Source organism: Rhodococcus sp. 21391 (genome assembly GCF_016772255.1).
GTDB classification, from domain to species: Bacteria; Actinomycetota; Actinomycetes; order Mycobacteriales; family Mycobacteriaceae; genus Rhodococcus_F; species Rhodococcus_F opacus.
In genome coordinates, this window is record NZ_CP063781.1 from 3,913,953 (window position 1) to 3,930,316 (window position 16,364).

12 protein-coding genes and 1 pseudogene are annotated in these 16,364 nt (G+C 67.0%); 5 read left to right on the forward strand and 8 right to left on the reverse strand.

Annotation, left to right across the window (positions count from 1 at the left end; genetic code table 11):
• Positions 1-147, reverse strand: coding sequence for a hypothetical protein (locus GO592_RS18345; protein WP_172650429.1), 147 nt, complete (start codon positions 145-147; stop codon positions 1-3).
• Positions 148-443: 296 nt separating this feature from the next.
• Between GO592_RS18345 and GO592_RS44490 the strand changes: the two are divergent.
• From GO592_RS44490 to GO592_RS45885, 3 genes and pseudogenes are all read left to right on the forward strand, one after another.
• Positions 444-797: pseudogene (locus GO592_RS44490) on the forward strand (DUF4158 domain-containing protein); the annotation flags it as partial.
• A gap of 77 nt (positions 798-874) precedes the next feature.
• Complete coding sequence (locus GO592_RS18350) at positions 875-3,490, forward strand: Tn3 family transposase (RefSeq protein ID WP_237737143.1); 2,616 nt, start codon at positions 875-877, stop codon at positions 3,488-3,490.
• A gap of 53 nt (positions 3,491-3,543) precedes the next feature.
• Positions 3,544-3,675, forward strand: coding sequence for a hypothetical protein (locus tag GO592_RS45885; RefSeq protein WP_257226303.1), 132 nt, complete (start codon positions 3,544-3,546; stop codon positions 3,673-3,675).
• Between the two features lie 528 nt (positions 3,676-4,203).
• Here GO592_RS45885 and GO592_RS18355 read toward each other — a convergent pair.
• From GO592_RS18355 to GO592_RS18370, 4 genes are all read right to left on the reverse strand, one after another.
• Entirely contained in the window at positions 4,204-5,538 is a 1,335-nt protein-coding gene (locus GO592_RS18355) for a PucR family transcriptional regulator (protein ID WP_172650428.1), read from the reverse strand.
• Positions 5,535-6,950 carry a phytoene desaturase family protein gene (locus GO592_RS18360; RefSeq protein ID WP_054248039.1) on the reverse strand — a complete coding sequence of 472 codons (1,416 nt, stop codon included), beginning with the start codon at positions 6,948-6,950 and terminating at the stop codon, positions 5,535-5,537. Before GO592_RS18360 ends, GO592_RS18355 begins: the two co-directional genes overlap by 4 nt.
• 4 nt (positions 6,951-6,954) lie before the next feature.
• Entirely contained in the window at positions 6,955-8,766 is a 1,812-nt protein-coding gene (locus GO592_RS18365) for a DUF3556 domain-containing protein (RefSeq protein WP_007296664.1), read from the reverse strand.
• 146 nt (positions 8,767-8,912) lie between these two features.
• Positions 8,913-10,370, reverse strand: a complete 1,458-nt coding sequence (locus GO592_RS18370) for a class I adenylate-forming enzyme family protein (RefSeq protein ID WP_007296663.1) — start codon at positions 10,368-10,370, stop codon at positions 8,913-8,915.
• Positions 10,371-11,149: 779 nt separating this feature from the next.
• Between GO592_RS18370 and GO592_RS18375 the strand changes: the two genes are divergently transcribed.
• Together GO592_RS18375 and GO592_RS18380 are read left to right on the forward strand one after the other, a co-directional pair.
• The gene (locus tag GO592_RS18375) at positions 11,150-11,704 is read left to right on the forward strand and encodes a recombinase family protein (protein WP_039950918.1); all 555 of its coding nucleotides are present in this window, start codon (positions 11,150-11,152) and stop codon (positions 11,702-11,704) included.
• 467 nt (positions 11,705-12,171) lie between these two features.
• Complete coding sequence (locus tag GO592_RS18380; protein ID WP_007296661.1) at positions 12,172-13,416, forward strand: hypothetical protein; 1,245 nt, start codon at positions 12,172-12,174, stop codon at positions 13,414-13,416.
• Positions 13,417-13,435: 19 nt separating this feature from the next.
• Here the strand turns inward: GO592_RS18380 and GO592_RS18385 are convergent, their stop codons facing one another.
• Genes GO592_RS18385 through GO592_RS18395 form a run of 3 tightly spaced genes read right to left on the reverse strand, consistent with a single transcriptional unit; the run spans position 13,436 to position 16,223 of the window.
• Complete coding sequence (locus tag GO592_RS18385) at positions 13,436-14,521, reverse strand: adenosine deaminase (protein ID WP_007296660.1); 1,086 nt, start codon at positions 14,519-14,521, stop codon at positions 13,436-13,438.
• A 9-nt stretch (positions 14,522-14,530) separates the two neighbouring features.
• Positions 14,531-15,826 carry a thymidine phosphorylase gene (locus GO592_RS18390; protein ID WP_007296659.1) on the reverse strand — a complete coding sequence of 432 codons (1,296 nt, stop codon included), beginning with the start codon at positions 15,824-15,826 and terminating at the stop codon, positions 14,531-14,533.
• Positions 15,819-16,223, reverse strand: a complete 405-nt coding sequence (locus tag GO592_RS18395; RefSeq protein ID WP_005239890.1) for a cytidine deaminase — start codon at positions 16,221-16,223, stop codon at positions 15,819-15,821. The genes GO592_RS18390 and GO592_RS18395 overlap by 8 nt, the downstream gene beginning before the upstream one ends.
• Positions 16,224-16,364: the final 141 nt, after the last annotated feature.

Below are 16,364 nucleotides of genomic sequence, written 5' to 3' on the forward strand. Positions count from 1 at the left end.
TCACTCCCCGGCGAAGTCGACGACCGTCTGGCTGAGCGGCATCTCGTCGGTACGGGGTTCCGGAGTGGGCAGATACGTGACGTCCTCGAGCGTCGTGTGCCCTGCCAGGTCGAACGCGTCGAATTCGAACGGCACGCTCTCGGCCAACGCCGGATTCGTCGACCATGCCCGCGAGGCCGGGAATCGGCCGCGGTGTTCGTCACGTGGACCCCGGCCGTCAGATGGTGGCGACCGTCCGTCGCAGCGACGGGGGACGGGGCGTACGGGGGGTAGGAACCGAATACGCCGGAAAGGGGCCGCGGCCCGCTGTAGGTCCTGGTCAGGTGCGGTCTGCTGTGGCCGCTTCGGGTGTGGATAAGGTTTGGCGGTCCGGGTGGTGATCTTGCTGGGGTGTCGGGTTGGCGTCGATCGATCGGACCGCTTATCCGCGGTTCAAGCGGGTGGTGTCCGCGCAGGAGCTGGCAGAGGCGTTCACGCCGACTCCTGGCGAGCGCGGGTGGGCACACGAGAAGACGCAGAGCGATCCTCACCTGCTTGCCCTGGCGGTGCGGCTGAAGGCGTATCAGCGGCTCGGGTACTTCCCGAAGCTCGATGACATCCCGGCCGTGGTCGTCGACACCGTGCGCGGCGTGCTGGACCTGCCCGGCGGTGTGAGCCCGGAGACGGACGCGGACCGCACCGCGAAACAGCACCGTAAGTTCGTCCGCGAGTACCTGGGCGTGAGATACGAGGCGGCGAAGGTGCGGGCGGTCGCCGAACAGGCGATCCGGGCGGCGGCGGCGACCAAGGACAACCCGGCCGACCTGATCAACGTGGCACTGGAGGAACTGGTCCGGGCCCGCTGCGAACTACCGGTTACACGACGCTCGATGCAATGGCAGCGACAATCCGCGCGGAAGTCAACGGCGAGTTCTTCGCGCTGGTGTCGGGACGCCCGGTATGGGCCGAGCGGGCCAGACTGGACCGGCTGCTGGTGGTGGACCCGGCAACGCGGCGCAGCGAATTCGACCGGATCAAGACCCCGGCGCAAGCGGCGACGGTGGGCAAGTTCAAGGCGCGCCTGGCGCATTTGCAGGCCCTGGACGCGATCGGGCCGACCGAGGCGTGGCTCGACGGTGTTCCGCCGGGCAAGGTCGCCCACTTCGCCGGTGAGGCGCGGGTCGCGGGCGTCGATGACATGCGCAAGACCGGCGAGGCCAAGCGGGTGACGTTGCTGGTCGCCCTGGTGCACCAGCAGCGGGTGGAGGCCCGCGACGAGGTGGTGACCATGTTCTGCAAACGCATGGCCGCCCTGCACAAGAAGGGCCGCGAGCGCCTGGAGGAGCTGCGCGAGGCGCACCGCGCGGAGACGGAGCGGCTGATCGGCGTGCTCGGCGATGTTCTTGCCGGCGCCCGCGAGGCGACCACCCCACCCGATCCGGACCCCGGCGACGACGGCCCACCGCCCGCAGCAGGCGCTGGGGCGGAGGTCGACGTCGCCGAGCGTGCCGGGCGGCTGCTGCTCAAGACGCTCAACGCCGCCGGTGGGCTGGAGCAGCTGTCCGCGGCGCACGAGGCGGTGTCGGCACATCACGGCAACAACTACGTGCCGCTGCTGGAGCGGTTTTACCGCTCACACCGCCCGGCGCTGTTCACACTGGCCGACGCCCTGGACATGGTGCCCACGACCGCGGACCGCAGCGTGCTGGACGCGGTGGAGTTCATTCGCGCCAACCGCCACCGGCGCGGCGACTGGATCGAGGAGACGACCACCCACAGCCGTGACGGACAGCAGCACACGGTCACCGTGGACGTCGACACGTTCGCGAGCGTGATGTGGCGCAAGGTGCTGCGAGACGGGAAGAACCGGCCGGGGATGCTGTCGCGGCGGCACCTGGAGGTGTGCGTGTTCTCCCACCTGGCCGCCGAACTGCGCTCCGGCGATGTCGCCGTGGTCGGGTCGGATTCCTACGCCGACCTGGGCGCGCAGCTGATGAGCTGGGACGAGTGCGCGCCGCTGGCCGCGCAATTCTGCGAGCAGGCCGGCATCCCGGCCGAGGCCCCGGCGCTGGTCGACTTCTACCGCCGCCAGCTCACCGGCACCGCGGCCGCGGTCGACGCGGGCTACCCCGCCAACACCGATCTGGTCCTCGAGGACGGCAAACCGACGCTCAAGCGCCGCAAGGGAGCCGACCGGCGCCCGTCCGCGCTGGCACTGGAGCAGGCGGTGCACCAGCGGCTGCCCGAGCGCAGCCTGCTCGACATCCTCACCCGCGCCGCCTATTTGACCGGGTGGCCGCGGCACCTGGGACCGGCGTCCGGGTCGGACCCGAAGATCCGCGGCGATGTTCTGGGCCGGTACGTGCTCACCGCCTACGCCTACGGCGCGAACCTCGGTGCGACCGAGGTGGCCCGGCACATGCGCGGCCAGATCTCCGCCCACGAGCTCTACACCGCGGGCAACAAGCACTCCACCGCCGACAAGGTGCACCGGTGCTCGGCCGACGTGATCAGTGCGTTCACCACCCTGGACGTGGCCGGGATGTGGGGCGACGGGCAGATCGTCGCCGTCGACGGCTCGCAGATCGACACCTGGGAGAACAACCTGCTCGCCGAGTCCCACATCCGCTACGGCGGCTACGGCGGGCTGGCGATGCGGTTCGTGTCCGACTCCTACATCGCGCTGTTCTCCCATTTCGTGCCGTGCGGCGCGTGGGAAGCCGTCTACATCGTCGATGGGTTGCTGCGCAACGAGTCCGACGTCCAACCGGACACCATCCACGCCGACACCCAGGGCCAGTCGCTGCCGGTGTTCGGCCTCGCCGCGCTGCTCGGGTTCGAGCTGCTGCCGCGCATCCGCAACTGGCACGATCTCAACTTCTACCGGCCTACGGCTGCGACCCGCTACGGGCACATCGACAGCCTGTTCGGTGACAACGCCATCGACTGGGGCCTGATCGAGAAGCACTGGACCGACTTGCTGCGGACCAGCATCTCCATCCGCGAAGGGCGAGTGTCGTCGGTGACGCTGCTGCGGAGGCTCGGGAACCACTCGCACAAGAACCGCCTGTACCGGGCGCTGCGCGAACTGGGCCGTGTCATCAGGACCGTGACGCTGCTGCGCTACCTCTCCGAACCCGGGCTGCGGGAGCAAATCACGGCGGTCACGAACAAGGCCGAGGCGTTCCACGGCTACTCGGAATGGCTGATGATCGGCGGTAAGCTGATCGGCCACAACGACCCCGACCACCAGGAGCGGGTAGTCAAGTTCAACGAGTTGCTGGCCAACTGTGCGATCTACTCGACCGCATTGGACATCACCGACGTCGCCAACGGCCTCGCCGCCGAGGGCTATCCCGTCGACACCGACGATCTGGCCACCATCACCCCGTACATCCAGCACACCATCCGCCGCATGGGCGACCTAGTGCTCAACCTGTCCCCACCCCAACAAGCGCCGGTCACCCGGCTCGACCTGGAACCGCGAGTGCTGTTCGGATCACGCGCGTGATCGGCCCCAGCGTCTGTATATAGGCCGGCACGGGCGAGGAGTACCCGCACGGCATGGGTTCGATGCTCTTCGCCGTGCTCGGCGTCGCCGCCCAGCTCGACGGCGACTACATCCGAGAGAAGACCCTGAAGTCCAGCAGGCCGCTGCCGACTGCGGCAACCACGGCCGACCGGATACTTGCCTGATAATCAGCGCTCGAGCCACATCTAAATGACGTAAAGCTTTGCATAACAATCTATCTCCCGGTTTCGCCGACACGCCGGAGATGGGAATGGTGGGTGAACCTCCGGCTGAACATACAGGTCATCGATGTTCGAGAATCAACTCGCTATCTGTTACTTGAGGGGCAAATGATTCCTGTGAGGTTCCTGAGCATCATGAGTTAGGTTACAAGAAGCGAGCGGGCCCGCCGCTGACCGAAGCAGAGACAGGTGTCAGATGGCCAGAACCACGAAGTACCTGAAATTGTCACGCCCGAAACGTGCTTCACCAGCAAGAACGTTCCGCTCAAGATGCCGCAAACCCTCGCCGCTCTCGCACTCCAGGCGCTGGGCATGCCGGCGGACCAGGCCGCGGGGAATCGTCAACTCGATCTGACCGGCGGTACTCAGGCTCGACTGACCTCCCTGACCTGGGATGTCCTGCAATCCCGCCGCAGGGCATCGCAGGTCAAGCCCCATCCCCTTCCGGACATGCGCTATAGCCGGTGGCTCTCATTCCCGCGCGGGAGATGATGCGCCGGTTGTCCCGGGCCGGCTCTCAGGCACGAGTACGACTGAGCCGAGGACGCGGCACAGGGCCAGCGCGAGTTGCGTGTCGAGTGGCTTGTCGGCGACGCCGCGGCCCAGTTGCAGCGAGGCTTTCTCCAGCCGGTAGCGGATCGAGTTGCGGTGGAGCATGAGCTGCGACGCCGTCGCTGAGTAGCTGAACGCGGACTCGAGGAACACGCGTACGGTGTCACGCTGACGAGCGGCGGCGTCGGAGTCGACCGCCAACTCCCCCAGCACATCGTGAACCCAGGCGCGGGTGGCGGGGAGGTCGTCGATGAGTCGGGAGATCACCGGGATCCCCTCGTCCGCATAGGAGGTCACGCGCGCGGTCGGGTCACTTGCGACGTGCGCGATCCGCGACGCCTGGTGCGCCTGGGACCGGCTTGCGCGGAATCCGTCCGGTCCGAACCCAGGTGAACCGAATGCGAGGCGGTACCCACCTGCAGAAGCTACCACCGAGTCAAAAGCACGGGTGTCGACGCGGTGCACGCCACCAAACCACACGTCCGCCTCGCGCCGACCGGTCACTACCACGAGTGGATCGTCGCGACCTCCAAGCATCGCGCGGACCTGGTCGATGAGAGGGGCGAGCGCGGGGGTATGCGCGGGCTGGTCGGCGCGATCGTCGACCCACACTCGGCATGCCACGTGTACCTGGTCGAGCCGGTATTTGGTGGCAGCGGAGAACTCTCTAGGGGACACGTCCTCGGCCTCGAGGACACGATTGACCCAGGTGAAAGTGGTGCGCGCAGCCCGCTCGTGGGAGGACCGCTGCTCCTCCTGATATGTGGCAATCACCTGGCGCGTGATCGCGTCGATGTATTGGTACAGCCAGCCCGCCAGGTGACGGTAGAGCGGCGGCTGCTCGTGAGGCGGACAGTCAATCTCCTGCACCTGGTCGAAGATGCGAGCCAGCAAATAGTGGGATCCCACGTGATAGGCACGACGCAATGAAGACTCGGGAACGTCCTGCCGCGCGAGCTCCTCGGCGTACCGGTGCGCATGCGGCAACGAAGGCAGGTCGGACACCTCTTTGGAGTGCGCAAGCTGATCGATCATGACCTCGACATTGTCCGTAACGCTGGAGTGGAGAGCGTCACGCATCGCCCGGTCGTCGAGCTCACCGACCGCAGCCGCGATCTCGGCGGTCATCCCGTGACTGATCGCATTGGTCTCTCGCTGGAGGCGCTCCCCGATCTTCCTGGTGAGTTCACGGAGCCGCTCGAGATTCTGCGGATCCACGCTGAGCTTGCCTGGAAGGCTCCAAGACTCAGTCATCGCGCCAGGTCTGCCAGCGCGGCGCGGGCGGCGTTCCAGCCGGCCATGCCGTGCGCGCCTGCTCCGGGTGGGGCGGCGGCCGAGCAGAGGTAGGCGCCGGGGACGCCGGTGGCATACGGCTGCAGAGTCACGCGCGGACGGAACACCAACTGCCGGGCCGTATTCGCACCGGTGATAATGTCGCCGCCCACGTAGTTGGGATTGGCTTGCTCGATCTGCGCCACCGACCGCGAACGCGTCGACAGGATCCGCGCTCGGAAGCCCGGAGCGTACCGCTCGATCTGCGCGGTGATGATCTCGGTGGCGTCGCCGCTCCAACCCGACGGCACGTGGGCGTAGACGTCGACGGGATGCACCCCGTCCGATGCACGCCCAGTGTCCGCGACGGACTGCTGCCCCACCAACACGAATGGCCGATCGGGCATCACGCCGCGCACCACGTCGCGTTCGGCGGCGGCGATCTCTTCGAAGTTCCCGCCCACGTGCACGGTCCCCGCACGCCGGGAGGGTTCGTACTCCCATGGGATGCCGCCCTCGACGGCATACGACACCTGGAACGCGCCGGGCCCGTGCCGGAACCGGCTGTAGGCGCGGGCGATCCGCGGGGGCTGCGCAGAGCCCAACACCGATGCAGCTGCGGCGGGCGCGGTGTTGAGCATGAGGATGTCGGGCCGGCCCAGCTCGCGGTGGTCGCGCACCAGGGCTCCGGTCTCCACCCGTCCGCCGTACGACTCGAGCGCCGAGACCATCGCCCGCGAGATCGCAGCCGAGCCCCCGCGCGCGACCGGCCAACCGTAGCGGTGCGCCGCGGTCCCCAGCGCCACGCCGATCGCCGACGACATCACCGAACCGAACGGCCGGAACGCGTGCGCTGCCACCCCGCCGAACAGGGCCCGCGCCCCATCGGTCCGCCAGCGCCGCGCGAGCACGGTGGCCGGCAACGCTGCATGGACACCGAACCAGCCCAGGGCGAAGGGGTGGCGGGGCACGTGCACCATCGGTTGGAGGAATTCGCCCACGATGTCGTGGAAATGCGCGGAGAGGGGGCCGAACATCCGGCGGTACGAGGAACCGTCACCGCCGAGCCCCGCGGCGGTCTCTTCGACGGACCGCACCACCGCGGCCCCCCGCCCGCCGTGGAGCGGGTGCGCGTACTGGACCTCGGGCCACAGCCACTCGAGACCGTGCGCGGCGAGGTCGAACTGTCGGCTGAATCCGGTATCCAACGCGAGCGGGTGGAAGCCGGAGCAGTGGTCGTGGAGGAGTCCGGGCAACGTCACCTCGCCGGACCGGGTGCCGCCGCCGGGGGAGTCGGACGCTTCCAGAACGGTCACGTCCACTCCCTCGGCGGCGAGTGTCAGGGCGGCGGCTAGGCCGTTGGGCCCGCTGCCGACGACGAGGGCGGTGGTCATCAGTTCAGCCTGCCACCTCTGGTATGGGATCCCTACTGGCCCCTGCGGGAACATAGTCGGGATCGCGCCAGGTGACGGTGTAGTTGATCGGCCCGTTGGGCAGCCACGGCTGCTCTGCGAGCGCGTCCTTCACCACGTAGTAGCCGGTCTCGACCACACCGAGCGCCGCGTCGATCACCTTGTACTCGAGGGTTTTCTTGTGCAGTGGCTGCGACTCGGTCCAGACGGTGATGAACTCGCCGGGCTCGAAGTGGCACCGCTTCTGGATGGCGGCGATGGTGAAGGGGTTGAACAGGTGCCCGTCGCCGAACTGCCAGCCCACGAAGAACGTGCACATCATCTCGCCCTCGCGAAACCGGTAATTGTCCAGGTCGTCGAGGTGATCCATCATCAGCGACATATGGCCCCGTCCTTGAGAATTCAAGAGCCGGAAGGCGGCGGTCTTCTGGAGGAAGATCTCGGCGGCTTCAGGCCCGAACAGGCTGGACAGCTGGTGCTTGTGCGAGGTGATCTCGGTGATGAAGTCGGGGCTGTCCAGCTTGGCCTCGCAGCCGTTGTTCCGGAACGCCATGGTGGCGGACGACCAGTTGCCGGCGTACTGACGCATGGACAGCAGGAACGAGATCAGGTCGGGTCGGAAGTTGCCTACGATCGGCAGGGTGAGGGTCAAGACCGCGGCCGCCACCACGATCCAGGGATTGCTCGCGTCCCACACGGCGTAGCCGTCGCCGGCGAAGAAGCCGAGGAACACGAACGGGGAGAGGAAGCCGAAGTAGAGGTTCCATTCCTGCGGCATGGCCACGGCGAACATCGAGTAGATGAAGGCGTGGAAGCACGTCATGAACGCTGCGGCGAGCACTGCCACCACCCAGTTGGTGGTGAAGAGCAGGATTATCGGCACCAGGAACTCGACGACCGTGCCGAGGACGTGTGCGCAGAACCAGGCGAGACGGGAGGGCAGCAGGTCCTCGGGCACGTTGCGGTAGAGCGCGCGGCGCAGGGTCTTGGACTTGTTGATCGGCGAATTGGTGAGCATAGTCTGCACGGTGGGCGTGAAGTGATGCCCGATCTTGGACAGGAACGCGCCCCACCAGACGGCGAAGATCGCGATCTTGGCTACCACGATCATGTCCACGTGCCCGGCGGCGTAGTTGGTCAGGACACCAAAGGCGAGCAGCATCACGGAGTACTGCTCGGGGCGGGAGGCCAGGAAGGCAACCTTGTCCCGCAGTCCCATGACCAGCTGAAAGGCGATAAAGGCGATGAAGGGCCACATCGGCAGGAGGCCGGGCTCACTGTAGGCGGCGGCGGTCTGCTGGCCGGGCAACACCAGGCCCGCGACGAGGGAGGCGAGCATCCCGAGGTACAGCCACACGTCGATGGCCTTGCGCTCGTCACCGCCGGTCAGCGGGATCTTGCCGGGCCAGGGCGGGAGCCGCAGGGTACCGGTGCGGATCCAGTAGCGGTACCCGGCAGTGTTGGGTGTGAACTTGAACGCCAGCGGGCCCCACGATTCGTTGAAGCCGGTGGCAGACCAGAGCACCACCCACAGCATGGACTTCTGTAGGACGATCATCTCGCCCCACCAGGCGCCCAGGTCGAGCAGCGGCAAGCCGGGAGTGGTGAGGCCGATGAGAAGCCAGCCGGCGATGATGAAGAACAGGCCCTTGACCAGGTACAACGAGTGCATGATCTTGGGGGCGCCGAAGCCATAGTCCACCCAGTGCAGGCAGAGCAGCTTCATCCGCTCCATGGTCGGTATCTTTTCGAATTCTGCCGGGTCCACGTCGGGAACGTCGGCTTGGCGAAAACCCATGACTCCTCCTGGGGCGAGTTGAGTGGTGCGTTTGGGCACGAAGAAACGAAAATCGACGATCGTCGACTGTCGATATGAGAAAAGAAGGGACGGAAGGGACACGGGGAGGTCGTACGACGACGGAGTGGCCTCGCCCTCGCGCGAGGTCAGCCGACGAGCGCCTTGCGCAGTCCGGGCTTGTCGATCTTCCCCACGGGGTTCTTGGGGAGTTCGGTCACGATGTCCACGGCGACGGGCACCTTGACCCGTGTGAGCAGGTTGCGACAGTGCTCGATCACGGTCTCGGGAGTCAGTGAGGCGTCCGGGTACGGGACCACAAACGCGACAGGCACTTCTCCCATCACGTCGTCAGGTCTGCCGATCACGGCCACTTCGAGCACACCGGGCAGACTGCCGATCGCGTTCTCGATCTCCTTGGGGTAGAGGTTCTCTCCCCCGCGGATGATCATGTCCTTGATGCGGTCCACCAGGGTCAGGTAGCCGTCGGAGTCGAGCACGCCCACGTCGCCGGTGCGGACCCAGCCGTCGACGATGGTCTTCTCGGTAGCCTCGGGGTTCCCGAGGTAGCCGGCCATCACGACGGGTCCGGTGATCAGCACCTCGCCGGTCTCGCCGGTGGGCACGTCGCGCAGCTCGTCGTCGACCACCCGGATGCTTTGACCGGGAAGGGATGGGCCGACCGTGCCGATCTTGCGGAGGCCGACGAGGGGGTTGATGGCGGACGCGCAGGTGGCTTCGGTGAGGCCGTAGCCCTCCAGCAGCGGGGCTCCGAGCATCTCCTCGGAGGCCTGGAGCAGTTCGCGGGTGGCGGGGGCGGCGCCGCAGATGGCGAAGCGCAGCGAGGACAGGTCGGTGTCGCGTTCGGCGGCCTTGGTCACCAGGAGCGCGAAGATGGTGGGGACGCCCGAGAAGTAGGAGGGGCGGTGCTTCTCGACGGCGTGGAAGAAGGTGTCTGGAGAAAACTTGCCCACCACGGTCAGTTGGGCGCCCACGCGCAGGGACGCGAGGAGGCTCACCATGAGCGCATTTGCGTGGAACAGCGGGAGGATGAGAAGGCAGTGGTCACTGGTGGTGAGCGCCATCACCTCGACGATCGAAGCCGTCATGGCGTCGGCGTTGCCATGTGTGATCATGACGCCCTTGGGTCGGCCGGTGGAGCCGCTCGTGTAGATCACCAGGGCCATGTCGCTGTCTGCGAGTTCGACCGGTGCAGGCACCTCCCCGGTGGAATGTTCGGCGAGGTCGTCCACGGCGATTGTTGGCTTGCCGCCGGTGGGGGCGCCGGGACCGGCGTTCACGACCAGCGTGGCGCCGGCATCGGCGATCTGATGGGTGGCCTCCTGTTCGGTGAAACTTGGGTTGACCGGAGTCACGGCGGCGCCAAGGCGCCAGGCGGCAAAGATGGCGACGACAAGCTCGCTGCGGTTGGGCAGCATCACGGCCACAACGTCGCCACGACCCACATCTCGTCCGGCGAACTGGGCGGCAACGGCGGCCACCCTCGCGTCGAGTTGCTCGAATGAGAACTCGCGGAGGTCGTCTCGGATCGCGGGTGCAGACCCGAACGGCTCAGCCAGCAGCCAAGGGAGGTAAGCCGGTGCCATGTGCACTCCTGTGCAGTAGATGGATGTATGTGACTTGGAACACTACGGCGGGCTACTGCGCAATACATTGGCTGCGATGACGAACTTCATAGGAGCAGTAGTGCACGGTGCACAATTAAGGCGAGACCCCCGAACGCCTCCGCCCCGCCGGTGTGCACCTGTGGTCGTGATAGCAGCCATTACTGCCCTGGCGGCTCGCCGGCATCCATAGTTCGTCGCAACCACGGCGAACCTCGTCGCACTCAGCGCGAAAAAGCCGGCCCCGCGCCGCAGTATCTACGACGAACTCCTAGGTCCGACGGGGGGCGTTTGCAGGTTGCGGTTCGTTTTGCAGGTTTGCAGGGTGCCTGCATGGGCGGGTGTGGAGGTGGTGGGCGTCCCGTCGGCTGGGTGCGTCTGGACCGTGCCGGGTCCGGGGGTGCTGCAAACACGTCTTTTCGTTTGCGACCCCGGGGTCGGGGCGGTAGCTCCCTGCGGTTGTCGACCGGGACGGGTGCCGCCGGGTCGGTCTTCCCTATCGGGGTGGTCGTTGCGCCGGTTGTGGTCGATCCTGGAGGCTGCCTGGGGTGTGGGAGAGCGAAACAAATTGGGGGAGGCTATGCGGCGACCGGTACGTCCGGCGGTCCGCCCGGTGTGTCGGGTTGGGGTGCACCCCAACACCACGCCGAACCCGCCGGAGAACTGCGTCAGAAAAGAGTCTGATCGCGTATTGATTGACACCTGTTAGTCAGGGTCACAAATTCCAACCTGACATGTTCGTCCGTCCGAAGGAGTCGGTGATGCGCGTCGGGTACATCCGGGTCAGCGCTGTCGACCAACACACCGACCGCCAGCTCAATGGCATCCAGGTCGATCGCGAGTTCACCGACCAAGCCTCGGGCAAGGACGTCGCCCGCCCCCAGCTCGACGAACTGCTCCGATTCGTCCGCGCCGGCGACACCGTACTCGTGCATTCGATGGACCGACTCGCCCGCAACCTCGACGACCTGCGGCGAATCGTGCGCAGCCTGACCGACAAGGGCGTACGGGTCGAGTTCATCACCGAGCAGCTCACGTTCACCGGCGACGATTCACCGATGGCGAACCTCCTGCTGTCGGTGATGGGCGCGTTCGCCGAATTCGAGCGCGCGCTGATCCGGGAACGCCAGGCCGAAGGCATTGCCAAGGCGAAGGATCGCGGGGTGTACAAGGGCCGCAAGAAGTCCCTCAACCCCGACCAGGTGCTCGCCCTGGTCGACCGCGCCGCCAGCGGGGAAAGAAAGACCGTGCTAGCCAAGGAATTCGGGATCAGCCGCGAAACCGTCTACGCCTACCTGCGGGCCGCGCCCACGTAGTCCCTCATCCCGCCTGACCAGCACCTACACCCGGCCGCGGCCCCTTTCCGGCGTATTCGGTTCCTACCCCTACGGGATGGACAGCGCGACGGGGAGGGACCGTCGAGCTGAGCGGTCGACGACGGCCGTTCGGCGCTGGACCACTCGGTCCCCACTCCGGCGAATCCGACCCGGAGGCCTCCGACGTGCCGCACGCGATGGTCGCCGCGCACATCCCCGGCACTGCGATCGAGGAGACGAACGACCGTCGCCGTCGGGGTCGTCGAGTTACCTCGCCGGTCCGGAACATGCTCCCTGCTCGACGACTCGACGCATTGCGAAAGTCATGGTAGGGCTCCGATACGCGCCGCTCGCCCCGTTGGGCCGACTCGGTCGCGGCTGCTGCGACACGGCGGCGGCGGGCATCGGAAACGGTCCGCACACAGCCCGGGTATAACTTTGGCCGCGGGGTCGATAGGCTTCGCGCCATGGCTGGAGACATCGTCCCGATCGAACTCGGTCTCACCGACGGCGACCTCGTGACACTGTGGGCACCACGGTGGCGTGAGGGCGACGACGAGTGGGAAGCATTCCTTGGTCACGAGGAAGACCTCTACGGGTTCGAATCAGTGGCAGAACTCGCTGCCTTCATCCGCACGAACACCGACAACGATCTCGTCGAGCACCCCGCCTGGAGTGTGGTGTCCGGACTGTCCGCCGCCGAACTCGAGCCCGATGAGAACTTCTGCTTCGATCTGATCGGTGTTCCGGAGCTGGCGGCGAGCGACCCCGAGGCCCTCGTCGTGAGCGAACTCGAAGACACGCTCAACATGGTGCGCAACATCGGTGAGGTCTGCGAGCTGGACGCGGTCACCAAGTTCTTCAACGCGAACCCCATCCTCGGCGCGCTGCCCGCAGGCGCCAGCGCATTCGAGGGCCGCGAGGGCGAGGAGCTGTGGGCCCAGATCGGCACCGCCATCGCGAAGGGCTGGGATGACGTCCTCGACGCCGTCGACAACATCGTCGCCACCCCCGAGGTGGACGCCGAGGCGGTAGCCGTCGCCGAGGCCGAACTGGTGGCCGCCGACGAGAACACCGTCGACGTGGACGACGTGGCCGAAGAGGCGGAGGAAGACGAAGAGTTCGTCGCGCTCGACCTCGATACCGAGGACGAGGAGGAGGACGACTCGTTCTGGGGGGCGGTGGGTGTCGACCCCGTCAAGATCATCACGTCCGGGGAGACCTACTTCACGCTCCGCTGCTACCTCGACGACGACGCGATCTTCCTCGGGCGTGACGGCGCGATCTTCGTCTTCACGTCCGAACGCGCGCTGGCTCGGTATCTCGCCGACAACCACGAGCACGCCCTCGCGCAGGTGAGCACGTACGAGGAGATCCAGGTGGCGGCGGTCGACGGATCGCTCGAGGTCGAGGTCACCGACGAGAATGTGTACGTCCTGCCCGGTCTCGCCGACGACCTGGCCGCGGGCCCGGAGTCCGTCGATGCCGATCAGCTCGACCTCGCCGTCGAATTGTTCACCGATGCAGCCGATTTCGCCGACGACGATTCGGTGGAAACCGCACTCGCGACGTCCGAGCCGCTGGGCTGGTACGTCTCGTTCGTCCTCAACCCGGATCCGACGCGGATGGCGCCCAGCGCACCGTTCGACGCCGAGGCCGAGGCGTGGCGGACGCTCGAGCGGGAGTTCGAGGCCCGCTTGCGGACGGTGTGAGCGTCCGCCCTCGGGGCGCTCAGCCCACCAGCACGGCGAATCCCGGCTTGATCACCTCGTCGATCAACTGCAGCCGCTGATCGAACGGGATGAAGGCCGATTTCATGGCGTTGATGGTGTAGCGCTCGAGATCTGTCCAGCCGTAACCGAACGTCTCGACGAGGCGGAGCATCTCCTGACTCATGCTGGTATCGCTCATCAGCCGGTTGTCGGTGTTGACGGTCACCCGGAACCGCAGCCGGGCGAGCAGGTCGAACGGATGATTCTCGAGTGCGTCCACGGCCCCGGTCTGGACGTTGGAACTGGGACACAGTTCCAAGGGAATCCTTTTGTCCCGCACATAGTTCGCGAGCCTTCCCAGCACCGGGACGCCGTCGTCGCCGATCGTGATGTCGTCGGTGATCCGGACCCCGTGTCCGAGCCGGTCCGTCCCGCAGAACGCGATGGCCTCGTGAATGGACGGCAGACCGAACGCCTCACCCGCGTGAATGGTGAAGTGTGCATTGCTGCCCCGCATGTACTCGAAGGCGTCGAGGTGGCGGCTGGGCGGATTCCCGGCCTCGGCGCCGGCGATGTCGAAACCGACGACACCGCGGTCCCGGAACCGGATCGCCAGTTCCGCGATCTCCCGGGACCGCGCCGCGTGCCGCATCGCGGTGAGCAGGACGCCGATCCGGATGTTCTGACCGCGCACCTCTGCCGCCGACTCCCCGGCCTCGAATCCCAGCAGGACCTGCTCCACCACCTCGTCCAGGGTCAACCCGTCCTCGAGGTGCTGCTCCGGGGCGAACCTGACCTCGGCGTAGACCACCCCGTCGCCGGCGAGGTCCTCGGCGCATTCGCGGGCGACGCGTTCGAGCCCGGTGGGTGTCTGCATGACCGCGACCGTGTGGGCGAACGTCTCGAGGTATCTCTCGAGCGAACCGCTGTCGGCGGCCTCCCGGAACCACGTGGCGAGCGCGGGCGCGGTGTCGGCGGGCAGCGCGTCGTAGCCGCAGTCGCGGGCGAGTTCGAGGACCGTCTCGGGCCGGAGACCTCCGTCGAGATGGTCGTGCAGCAACACCTTCGGCGCTCGGCGCAGGGCCGACAGATCCAGTGCGGTCATGCGTCGACGTTAGCGTGAGGGATCCTCTATCCGCTCGATGACGAGCGGCGTGGCCACCGACGGCGCGTCGGCCACGACGGTCCAGGCTTCGGAAAGTGCGGCTTTCGCCGCGGCGAACCGTTCGGGCGTGTCGGTGTGCAGCGTGACGAGCGGGGTGCCCACCGACACCGTCTCCCCCGGCTTCGCGTGCAACTCGATGCCCGCCCCGGCCTGCACCGGCTCGCCCTGTCGCGCCCGACCCGCGCCGAGCCGCCATGCGGCGAGCCCGACCGCCATGGCGTCGAGACCGCACACCACCCCGTCCGACTCGGACAGCAGCACCTCGGTGTGCCGGGCCGTCGGCAGCGGCGCGTCGGGGTCGCCGCCCTGGGCGGCGATCATCCTCCGCCAGCGGTTCATGGCGGACCCGTCCCGCAGTTTGTCGGCCGGGTCGACACCGTCGATTCCGGCTGCCTTCAACATTTCTCGCGCGAGCTCGAGAGTGAGTTCCACGACGTCGGACGGGCCGCCCCCGGCGAGCACCTCCAGCGATTCCCGCACCTCCAGCGCATTGCCCGCCGTGTGGCCGAGTGGCGCGTCCATCGCCGTGAGCAACGCCATCGTCCGCACTCCGGCGTCGTTTCCGAGGTCGACCATCGTCTGGGCGAGTTCGCGCGCGTCGTCGAGCTTCTTCATGAACGCGCCCGACCCGACCTTGACGTCGAGCACGAGCGCGCCGGTGCCCTCGGCGATCTTCTTGCTCATGATCGAGCTGGCGATCAGGGGAATCGACTCGACCGTCCCGGTGACGTCGCGGAGCGCGTACAACCGCCGGTCCGCCGGTGCCAGATCCGAGCCCGCGGCGCACACGACGGCTCCGACGGCGGGATCGGACAGGATCTCGGCCATCTCGGAGGTGTCGAGGTCGGCGCGCCAGCCGGGGATCGACTCGAGCTTGTCGAGGGTTCCGCCGGTGTGACCCAGCCCGCGTCCCGACAGTTGCGGAACCGCGGCGCCGCACGCGGCGACCAGCGGCGCGAGCGGAAGCGTGATCTTGTCGCCGACACCACCCGTCGAGTGCTTGTCCACGGTGGGGCGGCCGAGGTGGGTGAAGTCGAGGCGGCGACCGGACGAGATCATCGCCGTGGTCCAGCGGCTCACCTCCTCGCGCGTCATCCCGCGGAAGTAGATCGCCATGGCCAGCGCCGACATCTGCTCGTCGGCCACGACCCCCCGGGTGAATGCCTCGACCACCCAGTCGATCTCTGCACCGGACAGTTCCCTGCCGTCGCGCTTGGCGGCGATGATCGACGAGGCGTCATGCATGGCTGATTCTCCCCTTCTCCTCCGGACCGAAAGCGTCCGGCAGCAGCTGTTCCAATGGGCGCACGCCGGCCCGGTGGTCGACGAGCAGTGCGGGGCCGCCGTGCTCGAAGAGAATCTGCCGGCAGCGTCCGCACGGCATGAGTATGTCGCCACTCGCGTCACAGCAGGTGAAGGCGATTAATCGCCCGCCACCGCCGGCAAATAAGTTACCGACCAGTACGCACTCGGCGCAGAGCCCCAACCCGTATGAGACATTTTCCACATTGCATCCGACGACGATTCGCCCATCGTCCACCAGCGCCGCCGCTCCCACCGCGAAGCCCGAGTAGGGCGCGTAGGCCCTGCCCATCACCTCATGCGCGTTGGCGCGCAACAGTTTCCAATCGATCTCGACCATAGTTTCCCATCCAATCACGTGGGCTGAATGGATGCAGAGATTCGCCCGGGACGGCCCAATTCGCATTGGAGAGGCAAACCTAACTTCATTTGCGGGGGGCGTACGAACCCCGACTCGAATTAGTTCCCCCGTTTCCGTTGG

Bases quoted from the DNA above. Each gene is read 5' to 3' on its own strand.
- GO592_RS18390 (WP_007296659.1), bottom strand. From the start codon at position 15,826: ATGCATGACGCCTCGTCGATCATCGCCGCCAAGCGCGACGGCAGGGAA.
- GO592_RS18355 (WP_172650428.1), bottom strand. From the start codon at position 5,538: ATGACTGAGTCTTGGAGCCTTCCAGGCAAGCTCAGCGTGGATCCGCAG.
- GO592_RS18385 (WP_007296660.1), bottom strand. From the start codon at position 14,521: ATGACCGCACTGGATCTGTCGGCCCTGCGCCGAGCGCCGAAGGTGTTG.
- GO592_RS18380 (WP_007296661.1), top strand. From the start codon at position 12,172: ATGGCTGGAGACATCGTCCCGATCGAACTCGGTCTCACCGACGGCGAC.
- GO592_RS18350 (WP_237737143.1), top strand. From the start codon at position 875: ATGGCAGCGACAATCCGCGCGGAAGTCAACGGCGAGTTCTTCGCGCTG.
- GO592_RS18360 (WP_054248039.1), bottom strand. From the start codon at position 6,950: ATGACCACCGCCCTCGTCGTCGGCAGCGGGCCCAACGGCCTAGCCGCC.
- GO592_RS18365 (WP_007296664.1), bottom strand. From the start codon at position 8,766: ATGGGTTTTCGCCAAGCCGACGTTCCCGACGTGGACCCGGCAGAATTC.
- GO592_RS18370 (WP_007296663.1), bottom strand. From the start codon at position 10,370: ATGGCACCGGCTTACCTCCCTTGGCTGCTGGCTGAGCCGTTCGGGTCT.
- GO592_RS45885 (WP_257226303.1), top strand. From the start codon at position 3,544: ATGGGTTCGATGCTCTTCGCCGTGCTCGGCGTCGCCGCCCAGCTCGAC.
- GO592_RS18375 (WP_039950918.1), top strand. From the start codon at position 11,150: ATGCGCGTCGGGTACATCCGGGTCAGCGCTGTCGACCAACACACCGAC.
- GO592_RS18395 (WP_005239890.1), bottom strand. From the start codon at position 16,223: ATGGTCGAGATCGATTGGAAACTGTTGCGCGCCAACGCGCATGAGGTG.